Annotated in this window: 19 protein-coding genes and 1 riboswitch; of the genes, 10 read left to right on the top strand and 9 right to left on the bottom strand. The window is 72.2% G+C overall.

Annotation, left to right across the window (positions count from 1 at the left end; all coding sequences use genetic code 11):
• The first annotated feature begins 62 nt into the window (after positions 1 to 62).
• Entirely contained in the window at positions 63 to 536 is a 474-nt protein-coding gene (locus ACWEJ6_RS10690) for an ATP-binding protein (protein ID WP_452422922.1), read from the top strand.
• A 32-nt stretch (positions 537 to 568) separates the two neighbouring features.
• Here ACWEJ6_RS10690 and ACWEJ6_RS10685 read toward each other — a convergent pair whose 3' ends face one another.
• Complete coding sequence (locus ACWEJ6_RS10685; RefSeq protein WP_452422920.1) at positions 569 to 1,195, bottom strand: phosphoribosyltransferase; 627 nt, start codon at positions 1,193 to 1,195, stop codon at positions 569 to 571.
• Positions 1,196 to 1,280: 85 nt separating this feature from the next.
• Positions 1,281 to 2,378: a ribosome small subunit-dependent GTPase A gene (gene rsgA / locus ACWEJ6_RS10680; RefSeq protein WP_452422918.1), complete on the bottom strand. Its 1,098-nt coding sequence runs from the start codon at positions 2,376 to 2,378 to the stop codon at positions 1,281 to 1,283.
• 235 nt (positions 2,379 to 2,613) lie between these two features.
• Between rsgA and ACWEJ6_RS10675 the strand changes: the two genes are divergently transcribed.
• Both ACWEJ6_RS10675 and ACWEJ6_RS10670 read left to right on the top strand, forming a co-directional pair.
• The gene (locus tag ACWEJ6_RS10675) at positions 2,614 to 3,210 is read left to right on the top strand and encodes a sigma-70 family RNA polymerase sigma factor (RefSeq protein ID WP_452423084.1); all 597 of its coding nucleotides are present in this window, start codon (positions 2,614 to 2,616) and stop codon (positions 3,208 to 3,210) included.
• On the top strand, positions 3,207 to 3,926 hold the full coding sequence (locus tag ACWEJ6_RS10670) for an anti-sigma factor family protein (RefSeq protein WP_387664123.1): 720 nt from the start codon (positions 3,207 to 3,209) through the stop codon (positions 3,924 to 3,926). Before ACWEJ6_RS10675 ends, ACWEJ6_RS10670 begins: the two co-directional genes overlap by 4 nt.
• A gap of 54 nt (positions 3,927 to 3,980) precedes the next feature.
• On the opposite strand, the gene ACWEJ6_RS10665 is transcribed toward ACWEJ6_RS10670, so the two are convergent.
• Positions 3,981 to 4,304, bottom strand: a complete 324-nt coding sequence (locus tag ACWEJ6_RS10665; protein ID WP_358284828.1) for an ArsR/SmtB family transcription factor — start codon at positions 4,302 to 4,304, stop codon at positions 3,981 to 3,983.
• A gap of 87 nt (positions 4,305 to 4,391) precedes the next feature.
• Between ACWEJ6_RS10665 and ACWEJ6_RS10660 the strand changes: the two genes are divergently transcribed.
• Positions 4,392 to 5,390, top strand: a complete 999-nt coding sequence (locus tag ACWEJ6_RS10660; RefSeq protein WP_452422915.1) for a zinc-dependent alcohol dehydrogenase family protein — start codon at positions 4,392 to 4,394, stop codon at positions 5,388 to 5,390.
• 55 nt (positions 5,391 to 5,445) lie between these two features.
• Here ACWEJ6_RS10660 and glyA read toward each other — a convergent pair whose 3' ends face one another.
• The 4 genes from glyA to ACWEJ6_RS10640 all read right to left on the bottom strand — a co-directional run bounded on the left by glyA (position 5,446) and on the right by ACWEJ6_RS10640 (position 9,032).
• The gene (gene glyA, locus ACWEJ6_RS10655) at positions 5,446 to 6,723 is read right to left on the bottom strand and encodes a serine hydroxymethyltransferase (RefSeq protein WP_449920179.1); all 1,278 of its coding nucleotides are present in this window, start codon (positions 6,721 to 6,723) and stop codon (positions 5,446 to 5,448) included.
• Between the two features lies 1 nt (position 6,724).
• Positions 6,725 to 6,813: riboswitch (ZMP/ZTP riboswitch) on the bottom strand.
• A gap of 34 nt (positions 6,814 to 6,847) precedes the next feature.
• Positions 6,848 to 7,780, bottom strand: a complete 933-nt coding sequence (locus ACWEJ6_RS10650; RefSeq protein ID WP_358284824.1) for a YihY/virulence factor BrkB family protein — start codon at positions 7,778 to 7,780, stop codon at positions 6,848 to 6,850.
• 58 nt (positions 7,781 to 7,838) lie between these two features.
• Positions 7,839 to 8,213 carry a YccF domain-containing protein gene (locus ACWEJ6_RS10645; RefSeq protein WP_352363810.1) on the bottom strand — a complete coding sequence of 125 codons (375 nt, stop codon included), beginning with the start codon at positions 8,211 to 8,213 and terminating at the stop codon, positions 7,839 to 7,841.
• Between the two features lie 54 nt (positions 8,214 to 8,267).
• Complete coding sequence (locus tag ACWEJ6_RS10640) at positions 8,268 to 9,032, bottom strand: TIGR03084 family metal-binding protein (protein WP_452423082.1); 765 nt, start codon at positions 9,030 to 9,032, stop codon at positions 8,268 to 8,270.
• Positions 9,033 to 9,087: 55 nt separating this feature from the next.
• Between ACWEJ6_RS10640 and ACWEJ6_RS10635 the strand changes: the two genes are divergently transcribed.
• The 6 genes from ACWEJ6_RS10635 to ACWEJ6_RS10610 all read left to right on the top strand — a co-directional run bounded on the left by ACWEJ6_RS10635 (position 9,088) and on the right by ACWEJ6_RS10610 (position 12,770).
• The gene (locus ACWEJ6_RS10635) at positions 9,088 to 9,213 is read left to right on the top strand and encodes a hypothetical protein (RefSeq protein WP_352328175.1); all 126 of its coding nucleotides are present in this window, start codon (positions 9,088 to 9,090) and stop codon (positions 9,211 to 9,213) included.
• Between the two features lie 67 nt (positions 9,214 to 9,280).
• A complete protein-coding gene (locus ACWEJ6_RS10630) occupies positions 9,281 to 9,364 on the top strand; it encodes a putative leader peptide (protein WP_311132608.1) in 84 nt (27 codons plus the stop codon).
• Positions 9,365 to 9,467: 103 nt separating this feature from the next.
• Positions 9,468 to 11,141: a nitrite/sulfite reductase gene (locus ACWEJ6_RS10625; protein WP_452422913.1), complete on the top strand. Its 1,674-nt coding sequence runs from the start codon at positions 9,468 to 9,470 to the stop codon at positions 11,139 to 11,141.
• A complete protein-coding gene (locus ACWEJ6_RS10620; RefSeq protein ID WP_103955276.1) occupies positions 11,138 to 11,281 on the top strand; it encodes an Insertion element protein in 144 nt (47 codons plus the stop codon). Before ACWEJ6_RS10625 ends, ACWEJ6_RS10620 begins: the two co-directional genes overlap by 4 nt.
• Positions 11,278 to 12,006 (top strand): phosphoadenylyl-sulfate reductase, encoded by a 729-nt coding sequence (locus ACWEJ6_RS10615; RefSeq protein WP_352328173.1) that lies wholly within the window; start codon positions 11,278 to 11,280, stop codon positions 12,004 to 12,006. Before ACWEJ6_RS10620 ends, ACWEJ6_RS10615 begins: the two co-directional genes overlap by 4 nt.
• Before the next feature lie 59 nt (positions 12,007 to 12,065).
• Positions 12,066 to 12,770: a sirohydrochlorin chelatase gene (locus ACWEJ6_RS10610; RefSeq protein ID WP_387664114.1), complete on the top strand. Its 705-nt coding sequence runs from the start codon at positions 12,066 to 12,068 to the stop codon at positions 12,768 to 12,770.
• 32 nt (positions 12,771 to 12,802) lie between these two features.
• On the opposite strand, the gene ACWEJ6_RS10605 is transcribed toward ACWEJ6_RS10610, so the two are convergent.
• Together ACWEJ6_RS10605 and ACWEJ6_RS10600 are read right to left on the bottom strand one after the other, a co-directional pair.
• The gene (locus tag ACWEJ6_RS10605) at positions 12,803 to 13,501 is read right to left on the bottom strand and encodes a hypothetical protein (protein WP_452422910.1); all 699 of its coding nucleotides are present in this window, start codon (positions 13,499 to 13,501) and stop codon (positions 12,803 to 12,805) included.
• A 2-nt stretch (positions 13,502 to 13,503) separates the two neighbouring features.
• On the bottom strand, positions 13,504 to 14,004 hold the full coding sequence (locus ACWEJ6_RS10600; protein ID WP_352363802.1) for a SigE family RNA polymerase sigma factor: 501 nt from the start codon (positions 14,002 to 14,004) through the stop codon (positions 13,504 to 13,506).
• Between the last annotated feature and the right edge of the window lie 36 nt (positions 14,005 to 14,040).

Here is a 14,040-nt window from a genome sequence, read left to right as displayed (position 1 = left end):
ATCACTACCCACACCCCGTAAAGATGGGCACTGGATCACCAGACCGCGCTTCGGGGGCCAGAATGACGACTTTCGACGCTCGGCCGCAAGCCGCCATCGGTTCCGGGCCACCAGGGTGGCTCGCCACCATTCTGGTGGACGGGCGCGCCGGAGAGTGCGACGCGGTGTTCCCCTTCCACGAGCGCACCGCGTTCGAGCCGGCCTGCGTCGCGACGGCCCGGCGGTTCGTGGACCAGACGCTCACCTCGTGGGCCGCCGCGGACCTGGCCTACGACGTGCAACTGGTGGTCTCCGAGCTGGTCACGAACGCGATGCGGCACGGCGGCGGAGCCGTGCAGCTCCGGCTGCTCTTCCGCCGGCCCGAGCTGGCCTGCGTGGTGACCGACCACAGCCAGACCGTCCCGGTGGCGGCGCCGGCCGACGTGTTCGCCGAGTTCGGGCGCGGGCTTCGGCTGGTCGACGCGCTCTGCAGCGCGTGGGGCTGGTTCGCCCCCGGCGGCTCGCGGAAGCTGGTCTGGGCGGTCCTGTCCGCATAGACACCCGTACGAGCGGCGCCGTCCGGTGAAGGTCACCGCCGCTCCAGGAGGTCGAGCACGTCGTCGTCGGTGAGCTGGTCGAAGTGCTCGTACCACTGGCCGACCGCCCTGAAGTCGACCGGGGTCAGCAGCACCACCACCTCGTCGGCCTCCGCACGCATCATCTCGACGGTCTCCGCGGCGCCGACCGGCACGGCCAGCGTCACCCTGGCGGGGCGGGCCTGGGCCACCGCGCGCAGGGCGGCCCGTGCCGTCCCGCCCGTGGCCAGGCCGTCGTCCACGACGATCACCTCACGTCCGGCCAGCGGCGGCAGCGGCCGGTCGCCCCGGTAGACCCGCACCCGCCTGGCCAGCTCGTGCCGCTCCCGCTCGACCACGTCGGCCAGGTCCTCGGGCGTCAGGCCCAGCCGGTCGAGCATCGTCAGGTCGAACACCGGCTCGCCGCCCTCGGCGATCGCCCCCACGCCCAGCTCGGGAGCGGGCGGGTAGCCGATCTTCCGGGTGACGAGCACGTGCAGCTCGCCGCCGAGCCGGCGGACGACCGGCACGGCCACGGCGACCCCGCCGCGCGGCAACGCCAGCACGACGGGGTCGCGCACCTCCGGCAGCCGCTCGGCCAGCAACGCCCCGGCCTCGGCCCGATCCGCGAACACCTGCATGACCTGTGCATACCCGCACGACCGGCTCTACTCGCCTCCCTCCCGCACCGGCCAGGAGGAAGGCGAGAAAACCGGCCGGGGACGGTCAGGGGCGGTAGCGGCTGGAGCGGCGCATCTCCTTGTGGATGATCTTCCACTTGTTCTGCTGCTCCTTGCGCAGCCGCGCATCCGTGCGGGACGCCATCCACGCGGCCTCGCGCTGCAGCTTGCGCCAGCTCTGCAGCCGGCGTTCGGGCAGCTCGCCGTTCTCCATGGCGTCCAGGACGGCGCAGCCCGGCTCGCTCACGTGCCCGCAGTCGGCGAAGCGGCACCGCTCGGCCAGCTGCTCGATGTCGGCGAAGACGAGGTCGACGCCCTCGCCGATGTCGTAGAGGCCGATCCGGCGGATGCCCGGGGTGTCGATGATCAGGCCGCCGCCGGGCAGCGGGATCAGCTCCCGGTGGACGGTGGTGTGCCGCCCGCGCCCGTCGGCCGCGCGCACTTGCTGGGTGTCCATCACGCCGGTCTCGGCCAGCGCGTTGACCAGGGTGGACTTGCCCGCGCCGGAAGGCCCGAGCACGACCGCCGTACGGGAGCCGTGCAGGTAGCTGGCGGCCAGCGAGACCCCCTCCCCCAGCACCGAGGAGACGGCGTGCACGTCGACGCCCGGCGCGGCGGCGCGCACGTCGGCCATCAGCTCGTCGAGGCCCGCCTCGAACAGGTCGGACTTGGTCACCAGCACGACGGGCGTGCCGCCGGACTCCCAGGCCAGCGCCACCAGGCGCTCGATGCGGCCGAGGTCGGCGAAGTCGGTCGAGTGCATGGACGGCTCGGCCACGAAGACGACGTCGACGTTGGCCGCGAGCACCTGGCCCTGGCCGTCGCCGGACAGGCCGCCGGTCGAGTGGCGGCTCACGCCGCCCCGGATGAACGCGGTGGTCCTGGAGAGCACCTGGTCGAGCTCGTACCGGCCTTCGGGCAGCCGTCTGAGCGCGACCCAGTCGCCGACGCACGGCAGGGCCACCGGGTCGTCGGCGGAGGAACGGCGCACGCGGGCGCCGTAGCGGACGTGGTGCTGACCGTCGGCGGCGATCACCTCGGCGGCGCCGCGGTCGACGCGGGCCACCCGCGCCGGGACGGTGTCAGCAGGGAGCTCGGCGGCACGCAGATCGGTCCAGCCGAGCAGGGAAAGGTCATAAGACAAGACGGTGAAACCTTTGATCGAGAAGGAAACGGGCAGCTCAGACGAGGGCCCGGAGGTAGACGGACGACAGGCGGAACAGAACGACCCGCATAGCCCTCACCTCCTCGATCGGTTACGAAGGCGACTCTAACCACCCTGTCCCGGCAGATGCAATCGCATTATGTTCGGCGATCCGTTGAACCCCGCCAGGGCGGCCGAGCGTACTCCCTCCCGACGGACGCGAGAAAGGGGAATGATGCGGATCAGCACGTATCCCCCGCCCTCGGCCGAGGGGACGGCCCCGGTGGGCAAGCCGCGCCTACGCCATCTGATGCGGCGGGTGCGACCGGACGACGAGGTGGTCGTGTCCGCGCTCTACCGGGAGTACCACCGGCCGCTGCTGGCCTTCGTGGTACGGCTGACGGCGGGCGACCGGCAGTGGGCGGAAGACGTGGTGCAGGAGACGATGATCCGGGCCTGGCGCAGCGCGGAGCGGCTGGACCCCGACTCGGTCTCGCTCATGCCCTGGCTCGCCACGGTGGCCAGACGCATCGTGATCGACGACCGGCGGCGCAGGGAGGCGCGCCCGCCGGAATCGGGCGACGGGGCGCTGGACAGCGTGCCGGTGCCGGACGAGCTGGAGGGGCTGCTGCGCCAGGTGGTCGTGTCGGAGGCGCTGAAGGCGTTGTCACCGGCGCACCGCGAGATCCTGAACGAGACGATCCTGCGGGACCGGTCGGTCAACGACGCCGCCGCCGCGCTCGGCATCCCGGTGGGCACCGTGAAGTCGCGGGTCTACTACGCGGTCCGCGCGCTGCGGGTCGCGCTGGAGGAGCGGGGGGTGACGGCGTGACCTCGCAAGTCGAGCACACCGACGTGGGCGCCTACGCCCTCGGCCTGCTGGAGGAGGACGACCGGCTGGCCTTCGAGTCCCACCTGCGCACCTGCCCCTCCTGCCGCTTCGAGCTGTCGGACCTGGCGGGGGTCGCGAGCGTGCTGCACGGCATCGGCCCCCTGGAGGACGCCGGCCCTCCTCGTGAGGGGCAGGCCGGCGTGGTCGACCTGCTCCTGCGCAAGAAGGCGGCCGACCGGCGGGCCCGCAGGGGGACGTTCCTGCTCGGGATGGCCGCGGCGGTCGCCCTGGTGGCCGGCGGGCTGACCGTCGGCACGCAGCTCACCGGCGGCGGCGACCCGCCGCAGGCGATGGCGGGACGCGCCGACCACATGGGCCCGGCCGAGCAGTTCTACGCCGACGGCACGCCGATCGCGGGCAAGGGCGTCGGCGGGGTGTCGGGCGGGCTGGTGGTGGAGTCGAAGGGCTGGGGCACGCACGCCGCGCTCAAGCTGTCGGGGGTGAAGGGGCCGCTGGAGTGCGAGCTGGTGTCGGTGGGCAAGTCGGGCGAGCGGCGGGTGATGACCGGATGGTCGGTGCCGGCGCCGGGTTACGGCGTGCCGGGCTCGCCGGCCCCGCTCTACATGCACGGCGGCAGCGCGACGCCGCTGGCGGAGATCGACCGCTTCGAGGTGGTCACCAGGACGGGCACGACCCTGCTCACCGTCAGGACCTGAGGTCGCGGACCCGCGCGAGGCCCTTCCGCCGCGGGCGGGAGGGCCTCGCCGCGTTCAGGCGGACGCGCGGTCGGCGGTGACGACGGCGTCGAGCAGACCGGGGAACGCCTGGTCGAACTCGGCCCTGCGCAGGGTGTTCAGGCGGGAGGTGCCGGCGTAGTGCTGCCGGATGAGGCCGGCCTCGCGCAGCACCCGGAAGTGGTGGGTGGCGGTGGACTTGCTCACCGAGATGTCGAACCCGCCGCAGCTGATGTCGCCGGCGGCGGTGGCGAGCTGGGTGACGATGCTGCGCCGGACCGGGTCGACGAGGGCTTCGAGAACCCGTTGCAGGGTGACTTCGCGCAGGTCGGGGTGGTCCGGGGTGCGGTCGGCGTCCATGGGTCCATAGTACGACATCCATCGAAGTTTGACGGCAGTCGTACTTCGGCGGTTGAATGGCGGCCTCTGACGCGGAAGGACGATGTGATGACCAGGACGGTGCTGTTCCACGAGCTCGGCGGGCCCGAGGTGCTGGAGCTGGCGGACGTGGCGGCCGGCGAGCCGGGGCCCGGCGAGGTGCGCATCCGGGTGGACGCGATCGGCCTCAACCGGGCCGAGGCGCTGTTCCGCAGCGGCCACTACATCGAGCCCGTACGGAGTTTCCCCGCCCGGCTGGGCACCGAGGCCGCCGGGGTGGTCGAGGCGGTGGGCGCGGGCGTCACCGGGTTGCGGGCCGGGCAGCCGGTGAGCACGGTCCCGGCGTTCTCGCAGAACGACTACGGCGTGTACGCCGGGCGGGCGGTCGTGCCGGCGGCGGCGGTGCTGCCCCGTCCGGAGGGGGTGGGCCCGGTGGAGGGCGCGGCCGTGTGGATGCCGTACGTGACGGCCTACGGCGCGCTGGTGGAGGTGGGCGGGATGCGTCCCGGGGACACGGTGGTGCTGAACGCCGCCTCCAGCAGCGTGGGCCTGGCCGCCATCCGGGTCGCCGACCGCATGGGCGCCACGCCGATCGCGCTCACCCGCACCGCGGCCAAGAAGGAGGCCCTGCTGAAGGAGGGCGCGGCCGAGGTGATCGTCACCGAGGAGGAGGACGTGACCGAGCGGGTGCTGGCGGCCACGGGCGGGCGCGGCGCGGAGTTCGTCTTCGACGCCGTGGCCGGGCCGGGCGTGACGGACCTGGCCAGGGTGGTCGCCCCCGAGGGGCTGCTGCTGGTGTACGGCGCGCTGAGCGGCGAGCCGACGCCCTATCCGGGGATCGACCTCGGCATGCCGGCGCTGAACATGCGGACGTACACGATGCACGAGACGACGCGGGTGCCCGAGCGGCTGCGGCGGGCGGCGGCGTTCGTGGCGTCGGGGCTGCGCTCGGGGGCCTTCCGGGCGGTGGTGGACCGCACGTTCGACCTGGAGGAGATCGTGCGGGCCCACCGGCACCTGGAGTCGAACGCGCAGTTCGGCAAGATCGTGGTGACGGTCCGGCACTGACCGTCCGGCCGCCCGCCGCGACGGGCGGGACGGGCCGGACGGGCGGGCCGCTGGATCAGGACAGGCCGGGGGCCGGGAACTGGGCGGTCAGCTCGCTGACCTCGTGGTGGACGCGGGTGATGACGTCCTCGGCGTCGCCCTTGGCCAGGGCCGTGACGACCTCGTCCATCCAGGCGCCGATCTGCCGCATCTCGGCCTCGCCCATGCCGCGCGAGGTGACCGACGGGGTGCCGATGCGGATGCCCGACGGGTCGAACGGCTTGCGGGTGTCGAACGGCACCGCGTTGTAGTTGGTCTCCAGACCGGCCCGGTCGAGCGCCTGGGCGGCGGGCTTGCCGCCGATGCCCTTGGGCGTCAGGTCGAGCAGGATCAGGTGGTTGTCGGTGCCGCCGGAGACCAGGTCGAAGCCCCGGCTGGACAGCTCCTCGGCCAGCGCCTTGGCGTTGGCGACGACCTGGTGGGCGTAGTCGCGGAAGGACGGCTGGGCGGCCTCGTGCAGCGCGACGGCGATGGCGGCGGTGGTGTGGTTGTGGGGGCCGCCCTGGAGGCCGGGGAAGACGGCCTTGTTGAGCGCGGTGGCGTGCTCGTCGCTGGTGGCCATGAGCATGGCGCCGCGCGGGCCGCGCAGCGTCTTGTGGGTGGTCGTGGAGATCACGTCGGCGTGGCCCACCGGGGACGGGTGGGCGCCGCCCGCGACCAGGCCGGCGATGTGCGCGATGTCGGCCGCGAGCACGGCGCCGACCTCGCGGGCGATGGAGGCGAAGCCCTCGAAGTCGATCGTGCGCGGGATCGCGGTGCCGCCGCAGAAGATCAGCTTCGGCCGGTGCTCCAGGGCCAGCTCGCGGACCTCGTCGAGGTCGACGCGGCCGGTGTCGCGGCGGACGCCGTAACGGACCGGGTTGAACCACTTGCCGGTGGCCGAGACCGACCAGCCGTGGGTCAGGTGGCCGCCGAAGGGCAGGCCCATGCCGAGCACGGTGTCGCCGGGCTGCAGGAAGGCCAGGTAGACGGCCAGGTTGGCGGGCGAGCCCGAGTACGGCTGGACGTTGGCGTGGTTGACGCCGAACACGGCCTTGGCCCGCTCGATCGCCAGCGTCTCGATCTGGTCGATGACCTGCTGGCCCTCGTAGTAACGCTTGCCCGCGTAGCCCTCGGAGTACTTGTTGGTCAGCACCGTGCCGGTCGCTTCGAGCACGGCCTTGGACACGTAGTTCTCGGACGCGATCAGCTTGACGGTGTCGGCCTGGCGGCGCTCCTCCGCCTTGATGAGCTCGGCGAGCTGCGGGTCGGCGCTAGCAAGAGAACTCATGACTCCCCTGTCATCATTGACAATTGGCGAAGACCCAGGCGCTCGGCCTCCGCTCCCGGTTGATTCGCTCCCTGGTGGTCGATCCCACCGAATGCGCCAGTCGCGTCGCCCTAGACGATAGCGGATGCGCAACCGGCCGCTCGTCCCGCTACTTGGTCCGGCTCACACCCGGCCAGAGCCGGTCGACCTCGGCGTTGAGGATGGCTCCGATGAGCACGGCCAGGGCGGTGATGTACAGCCACAGCAGCAGCGCGATCGGGGCGGCCAGGGAGCCGTAGACCGACACCGGCGAGAACCAGGCCGCCAGCACCGCCCGCAGCACGGCGGCGCACACGATCCACAGGAACAGGGCCAGGATCGCGCCGGGCAGCTCCCGGTACCACTTCGTCCGCACCGGCACGCTGACGTGGTAGAGCACGGTCAGGAACAGCACCGAGCCGCTGATCACGACGGGCCAGTAGAGGATGTCGATGAGGATGCCGTACTCGCCGGGGAGGGCGTCCTTGAGCAGGGTGGGGCCGATGACCAGGATCGGCATGACGATGATGCCGATGATCAGGCCGACGACGTAGAGGCCGAACGACATCAGCCGGGTGCGGATGATGCCGCGCTCCTCCCCCAGCCCGTACGCGACCGAGATGAGGTCGACGTAGACGTAGAGCGCCCGCGAGCCCGACCACAGCGACAGCAGGAAGCCCAGCGAGATGATGGACACCTTGTTGGCGTCGTCCCTGAGCACGTCGGTGATGAGCGGGTTGATCACCTTCTTGACGGCGTCGTCGGTGAACAGCAGCCCGGCCTGCTCGATCACCCAGCTCTTGACCTCGGTGACGACGCCGCCGCCGAGCCAGGTGCCGAGCTTGCCCAGCACGCCGATCAGGCCCAGCACGAACGGCGGCAGCGACAGCAGCGCGAAGAACGCGGCCTCGCCGGCCAGGCCGGTGACCCGGTAGTTGACACCGGCGTTCGTGGCCGCGCGCACGATCGCCCACGACTTGGTGTCGAGCACCCAGTTCAGCCTGGCCCGGGCGTTCGAGGCGAGCCGCCTCCTGGACCGGGAAGGCGCATTGGTGGACGTCATGGCACCCAACGGTATTTCGCAGTGACTCTCCGGGACAGCTTACGTCCCGGCTCCTGCCCTAGTCGTTGTCCACGATGCGCGCGCCCAGCGGGAGGAGGGAGACGGGGATCAGCTTGAGGTTGGCGATGCCCATGGGGATGCCGATGATGGAGATGAACAGGGGGATCGAGGTGACCACGTGCCCGATCGCCAGCCAGATGCCCGCGACCACGCACCAGATGACGTTGCCGATGAGGGAGAAGACGCCGGCGTCGGGATCGCGCACGACCGTACGGCCGAACGGCCACAGAGCGTAGGCGGCGATCCTGAACGAGGCGATGCCGAACGGGATGGTGACGATGAGGATGCAGCAGATGATCCCGGCCACGGCGTAGCCGATCGCCAGCCAGATGCCGGCGAACACGAGCCAGATGACGTTCAGAATGGTCCGCATGCTCACAGCATGTCACCGGCCGTGCCGCCGACGTCATCCGGTACGACCCTGAACTTACCCTGACCTGGGCGGCCGCCCGCTCCCCGGCGGCCCGGCGAACGCCTGGGCGATCTCCAGCCAGGCGCGGGCGGGCTCGCCGGCCGGCTCCAGGGCGGTGTCCGACAGGTGCACGCGCTGGGTGACGAGCAGGCAGAAGTCGAGCATCGGGCCGCGCACGGCGGCGGGCGCGTCCGCGGGGCCGGCGGTCCACAGGTCGCCGCCTGGGGTGGTGAGCTCGACGCGGACCGGCCCGGCGGGCTCGGGCAGGCCGCGGGCGGCGAAGCTGTAGGGCCGGGCGCGGACGCCGAGCAGGGCCACGTGCCGCAGCCGTTCGGTGGGCTCCCGGGCGACGCCGAGCGCGTCGGCCACGTCCTGGCCGTGGGCCCAGGTCTCCATCAGTCGCGCGGTGACGAAGGACGCCCCTGACATCGCCGGCCCGAACCACGGCACCCGTACGCGCGCGCCGAGCGTCGCGAACGCCTCCAGCGACCGGGCGCGGGACGCGCGGAACCAGTCGTGCAGCTCCCCCGGCGGCAGGCCGCGCGCGGCCTCGGCGAGCTCGTCCACCGAGCCGGCCCGCGCGGCCAGGGCACGGAAACCGTCGGGGTCGGTGACCGACACCACGGCGGCGTCGTCGAACCAGGCCAGGTGGCTCACCTGGTCGCGCACCGCCCAGCCCGCGGCGGGCGTGGGCGTCTCCCAGTCGGCGGGGCGCAGCGGCGCCAGCAGCGCCTCCAGGCAATCGCTCTCGGCCCGGAGGTCGGCCAGCAGTCCGGCCATGAGGTCCACGCGCGCCAGCCTAACCCGAACAACGTTCTGGGAGAATAATCGAGACGTGATCTGCGAGAGCTGCAAGGACAAGCGTCACGACGACTGCCGCGGCGGCTCCTGGTGCGACTGCCAGCACCAGAGCGAGGAGCGGCCGCAGGAGTCGCCGCTCGACTGGCCGCGCCAGGGTTAGGGGCCCGCGGAGTCCAGACTCTGGACCCCATCTTGGACATCCGGGATCTCCGGAGTATCTTCAAGGTATGCCAGCGGACCCCATGCTCGTCGGTCGACGCCACGTCGACCTTCAGCGTGTCCGCAGTGCCATCTGTTGCGACGCCCGCTAACTCATCTTCTTTACCGCAGAGCGCGTCGCACCCACCTGAACCCCTGCACTCGATGACGAGGCAGGAGGAACGCTGCGCGCGCCCACAAAACGAAGGACGCGCAATGAGCACCCCTGCCAGCCGGCATCACAAGCGCCCGCGCGGCGAGGGCCAATGGGCCCTCGGTTACCGGGAACCGCTGAACAAGAACGAAGAGAACAAGAAGAACGACGACGGGCTCAACGTCCGCCAGCGCATCATCGACGTCTACGCCAAGCGCGGCTTCGACTCGATCGACCCCGCCGACCTGCGCGGGCGGATGCGCTGGTACGGCCTCTACACCCAGCGCAAGCCCGGCATCGACGGCGGCAAGACCGCGATCCTGGAGCCGGAGGAGCTCGACGACCGCTACTTCATGCTCCGCGTGCGCATCGACGGCGGCCAGCTCGACCTGCGCCAGCTCCGCACGATCGCCGACATCGCCAACGAGTACGCGCGCGGCACGGCCGACCTCACCGACCGGCAGAACATCCAGCTCCACTGGATCGAGATCGAGTCGGTGCCCGACATCTGGGAGCGCCTGGAGGCCGTCGGCCTGTCCACCACCGAGGCGTGCGGCGACACCCCGCGAGTGATCCTGGGCTGCCCGCTGGCCGGCATCGACGCCGAGGAGGTGCTGGACGCCACCGACGACATCCACTCGATCAACCGGCAGTTCATCGGCAACCCCGAGTACTCCAACCTGCCGCGCAAGTTCAAGAGCGCGCTGAGCGGCTGCCCGGCCCACTGCACGGTGCACGAGATCAACGACGTCGCCTTCGTCGGCGTCGTCAACGAGCACGGCGAGGCGGGCTACGACCTGTGGGTCGGCGGCGGCCTGTCCACCAACCCGATGCTGGCCAAGCGCCTCGGCGTCTTCGTCAGCCCCGACCGCGTCGACGACGTGTACGCGGGCGTGATCGGCATCTTCCGCGACTACGGCTACCGGCGGCTGCGGCACAGGGCCCGGCTGAAGTTCCTGGTCAACGACTGGGGCGTGGAGAAGTTCCGCGAGGTGCTGGAGACCGAGTACGTCAAGGAGAGCCTGCCCGACGGCCCGGCGCCCGCCCTGCCGCGCGGCAGCCGCCGCGACCACGTGGGCGTCCACCCGCAGAAGGACGGCAACTTCTACGTGGGCTTCGCGCCCAAGGTGGGCCGTCTCGACGGCGACAAGCTCCACGTGATCGCCGACATCGCCGAGCGGCACGGCTCCGGCCGGGTGCGCACCACCGTCGAGCAGAAGATGGTCGTCCTCGACGTCGCGCCGGACCGGGTGGAGTCCATCGTGGCCGAGCTGGAGGCCAACGACCTCCAGGTCAACCCCTCCACGTTCCGCCGCCAGACGATGGCCTGCACCGGCATCGAGTACTGCAAGCTCGCCATCGTCGAGACCAAGGCCACCGCCGCGAACCTGATCGACGAGCTGGAGCGGCGGCTGCCCGACTTCGAGCAGCCGCTCACCATCAACGTCAACGGCTGCCCCAACTCCTGCGCCCGCATCCAGGTCGCCGACATCGGCCTGAAGGGCCAGCTCGTCGTGGACGAGAACGGCGACCAGGTCGAGGGCTACCAGATCCACCTGGGCGGCTCGCTCGGCGTGAACTCCGGCTTCGGCCGCAAGGTGCGCGGCCTGAAGACCACCGCCAAGGCCCTGCCCGACTACGTCGAGCGCGTGGTGAGCAACTACGACACCCAGAAGAAGGAAGGCGAGTCCTTCGCCGACTGGGTGCAGCGCGCGGACGAGGCGGACCTGAAATGACCACGCGAGCGGTCCCCTTCCACTGCCCCTACTGCGGTGACGAGGACCTGGAGCCCTACGAGGGGGACGGCGGCTGGTACTGCCGCGCCTGCGCCCGCGCCTTCAAGCTGAAGTTTCTCGGAATCGGAGTGAAGATATGACGCTCGTCGACATCGAGGTGGGTCTGCGAGATCAGCGTGGCACCCTCGACCTGCAGGACATCGTCGAGTCCGCCGCCACGTTCCTTGAGGGCGCCCCGGCCCGGGAGATCATCCGGTGGGCCGCGGCGACGTTCGGCGACCGGTTGTGCCTGACGTCCTCCATGAGCGACGCCTTGCTCATCGACCTGGTGAGCCGCGTCAAACCGGGCGTGGACGTGCTGTTCATCGACACCGGCTACCACTTCGCCGAGACGATCGGCACCCGTGACGCCGTGCGGCAGGTCTATGACGTCAACGTGATCGACATCAAGCCGTCCAGGACGGTCCAGGAGCAGGATCGCGACCTCGGGCCGCGCCTGTTCGGCCGCAACCCCGACCTGTGCTGCTACCTGCGCAAGGTCGAGCCGCTCAACCGGGCGCTGGAGCCGTACCTGGCGTGGATCTCCGGCATCCGCCGGGACGAGTCGTCCAGCCGTACGGACACCAGGGTCGTCGAGTGGGACGCCAAGCGCCAGATGGTGAAGGTCAACCCGATCGCCGCCTGGACGCAGGAGGACGTCGACAACTACATCGCCGACAACGGCGTGCTGATCAACCCCCTGCACTACGACAACTACCCCTCGATCGGCTGCGCGCCGTGCACGCGCCAGGTCGCCGAGGGCGAGGACCCGCGCAGCGGCCGCTGGGCGGGGCTGGGGAAGGTCGAATGCGGCATTCACCTGTGATCCCCGGCAGGGGCCGCGTCCCGTTGGCAGACGGGCCGGCCCCCGGGCGCGTGCCACTGGTGGCGGTCGCGCACGGGTCGCGCGACCCGCGTGCCGCCGCCACCGTGGCCGCGCTGCTGGACCGGGTGCGCCTGGCGCGTCCCGACCTGCCGGTGCGGGTGGCCTATCTCGACCACTGCGCGCCCACGCTGGGTCAGGCGCTCGACGGGCTGAGCGAGGCCGTGGTGCTGCCGCTGCTGCTCACCGAGGCCTACCACAGCCGGGTCGACCTGCCCGCCGCGCTCAACGAGGCCCGCGCGCGCGATCCGCGCCTGCGGGTCCGCTACGGCACGACGCTCGGGCCGCACCCGCTGCTGCTGCCGGCGCTGGAGCGGCGTTTGGCGGAGGCGGGCGTGCCGGCCGGCGACCCGGAGACGGCGGTCGTGCTGGTCTCGGCCGGGTCGAGCGACGCCAGGGCCAACGAGGTGATCGCCGGCATGGCCCGCGCCTGGCGGCGCGCCGGCTGGTGGACGGTGACCGCGGCCTACGCCTCGGCCGCCGGGCCGACGCCCGGGGAGGCCGTCGCGCGGCTTCGGGCGGCGGGCGCGCCGCGCGTGGCCGTCGCCCCCTACCTGCTGGCTCCCGGCTTCTTCGCCGACCGGATCCGCCGGGCCACCGCCCCGGCCGTCTGCGCCGACGTGCTCGGCCCGGCGCCCGAGCTGGTGGACGTGCTGCTGGAGCGGTACGAGTCGGCCCTGCGCGAGCGCCTGCCCGTGGCCGGCTGAGCCCTCAGCACCGAACTCTCAGCACCGGGCCCTCAGCACCGGGCCGTGATCGCGCCGGTCCTCGGATCGACGCTGACCACGTTGGGCCGGCACCCGCGGGTGCGGGCGTCCACCAGCGTCAGCCGCCAGTCGGCGGGGTAGGAGGCGGTCCAGGCCAGCAGTTCGTCGGCGCGCTCGGCGGTCATCGTGCCGGTGCCCGCGTCCGCGGCCTTCACCACGGCGGCGCTCAGCTCGTTCACGCCGTCGCGGGCCGTGGCGTCGCCGAACCAGCCGGGCGGCTGCCGGACCGTGGGCCCGCACGCGCCGGTGGCGACCAGGTCGCCGTTGAGCCAGACCAGCCCGTAGCCGCCCGACGGGCAGGTGAGGGCGAAGGACACCTTCCCGGCCTTCGACTCGAAGGTGAACGTCTCCCGCCTGCCGCCCTGGGTGTAGCCGTGGAAGAGCGGCGGCCGGAGCTGGGCGCGCGTCGGCGCGGGCTGGGCCAGGGCGCCGGCCCACACGTCCCCGGCGGCGGGGGCGGACACGGGAACGGGCCGGGCGTCCACGGTGAGCACCGTGACGGCCGTGACCGTCAGGGCCGCCGCCGCCACCGAGGCCGCCGCCCGGCCCCGGCGCCGCCGGATGCGGCGGACGCGGGCGTCCACGTCGGCCAGCCGCACCCCGCCCGGGGGCGCGTCGGCGGTGTCGTGTTCGAGCAGGTCACGCAGGTCATGCAGGCGCTGTTCCGTCATCGTCAGCTCCCCGTCTCCGCCGCGGCCCTGGCCGCGGGGTCGAGCCGCAGCTTGGCCAGCGCGCGGCTGGCCTGGCTGCGTACGGTGGACACCGAACAGCCCACGATCTCGGCGATGGCCTCGTCGGGCAGGTCCTCGAAGTACCGCAGCACGACCACGGCCCGCTGCTTGGCCGGGAGCGCGGCCAGGGCGGCCCTGAGCGCGTCCCGGGTGCCGAGCCCGGCCGTGTCGTCCGCTTCCTGGGGACGGTCCGGGAGCTCGCCCGTGGCCACCTCGCCCCGCCAGCGCCGCCGCCACCAGGAGGCGTGCGTGTTGGTCAGGATGCGGTAGACGTACGGGTCGGGATTCGCGCCGACCCGCCGCCAGGCCAGCCAGGCCCTGGCCAGCGCGGTCTGCGTCAGGTCTTCGGCCGTTGCCCAGTCGCGGCACAGCAGGTACGCCGTCCTGAGCAGGCGGGCCGAGCGCTGCTCGACGTATCGCTCGAAGTCGGCACGATCCCGCATCGAGGGGTCCTCACTGTCCGGTGATGTTCACCGATC

The sequence above is a fragment of the Nonomuraea sp. NPDC004702 genome (assembly GCF_053601695.1).
This window is presented reverse-complemented; position numbering and strand designations above follow the sequence as displayed.

Bases quoted from the DNA above. Each gene is read 5' to 3' on its own strand.
- ACWEJ6_RS10690 (WP_452422922.1), top strand. From the start codon at position 63: ATGACGACTTTCGACGCTCGGCCGCAAGCCGCCATCGGTTCCGGGCCA.
- ACWEJ6_RS10685 (WP_452422920.1), bottom strand. From the start codon at position 1,195: ATGCAGGTGTTCGCGGATCGGGCCGAGGCCGGGGCGTTGCTGGCCGAG.
- ACWEJ6_RS10675 (WP_452423084.1), top strand. From the start codon at position 2,614: ATGCGGATCAGCACGTATCCCCCGCCCTCGGCCGAGGGGACGGCCCCG.
- ACWEJ6_RS10665 (WP_358284828.1), bottom strand. From the start codon at position 4,304: ATGGACGCCGACCGCACCCCGGACCACCCCGACCTGCGCGAAGTCACC.
- ACWEJ6_RS10660 (WP_452422915.1), top strand. From the start codon at position 4,392: ATGACCAGGACGGTGCTGTTCCACGAGCTCGGCGGGCCCGAGGTGCTG.
- ACWEJ6_RS10650 (WP_358284824.1), bottom strand. From the start codon at position 7,780: ATGACGTCCACCAATGCGCCTTCCCGGTCCAGGAGGCGGCTCGCCTCG.
- ACWEJ6_RS10645 (WP_352363810.1), bottom strand. From the start codon at position 8,213: ATGCGGACCATTCTGAACGTCATCTGGCTCGTGTTCGCCGGCATCTGG.
- ACWEJ6_RS10640 (WP_452423082.1), bottom strand. From the start codon at position 9,032: ATGGCCGGACTGCTGGCCGACCTCCGGGCCGAGAGCGATTGCCTGGAG.
- ACWEJ6_RS10630 (WP_311132608.1), top strand. From the start codon at position 9,281: ATGCCAGCGGACCCCATGCTCGTCGGTCGACGCCACGTCGACCTTCAG.
- ACWEJ6_RS10625 (WP_452422913.1), top strand. From the start codon at position 9,468: ATGAGCACCCCTGCCAGCCGGCATCACAAGCGCCCGCGCGGCGAGGGC.
- ACWEJ6_RS10620 (WP_103955276.1), top strand. From the start codon at position 11,138: ATGACCACGCGAGCGGTCCCCTTCCACTGCCCCTACTGCGGTGACGAG.
- ACWEJ6_RS10615 (WP_352328173.1), top strand. From the start codon at position 11,278: ATGACGCTCGTCGACATCGAGGTGGGTCTGCGAGATCAGCGTGGCACC.
- ACWEJ6_RS10605 (WP_452422910.1), bottom strand. From the start codon at position 13,501: ATGACGGAACAGCGCCTGCATGACCTGCGTGACCTGCTCGAACACGAC.
- ACWEJ6_RS10600 (WP_352363802.1), bottom strand. From the start codon at position 14,004: ATGCGGGATCGTGCCGACTTCGAGCGATACGTCGAGCAGCGCTCGGCC.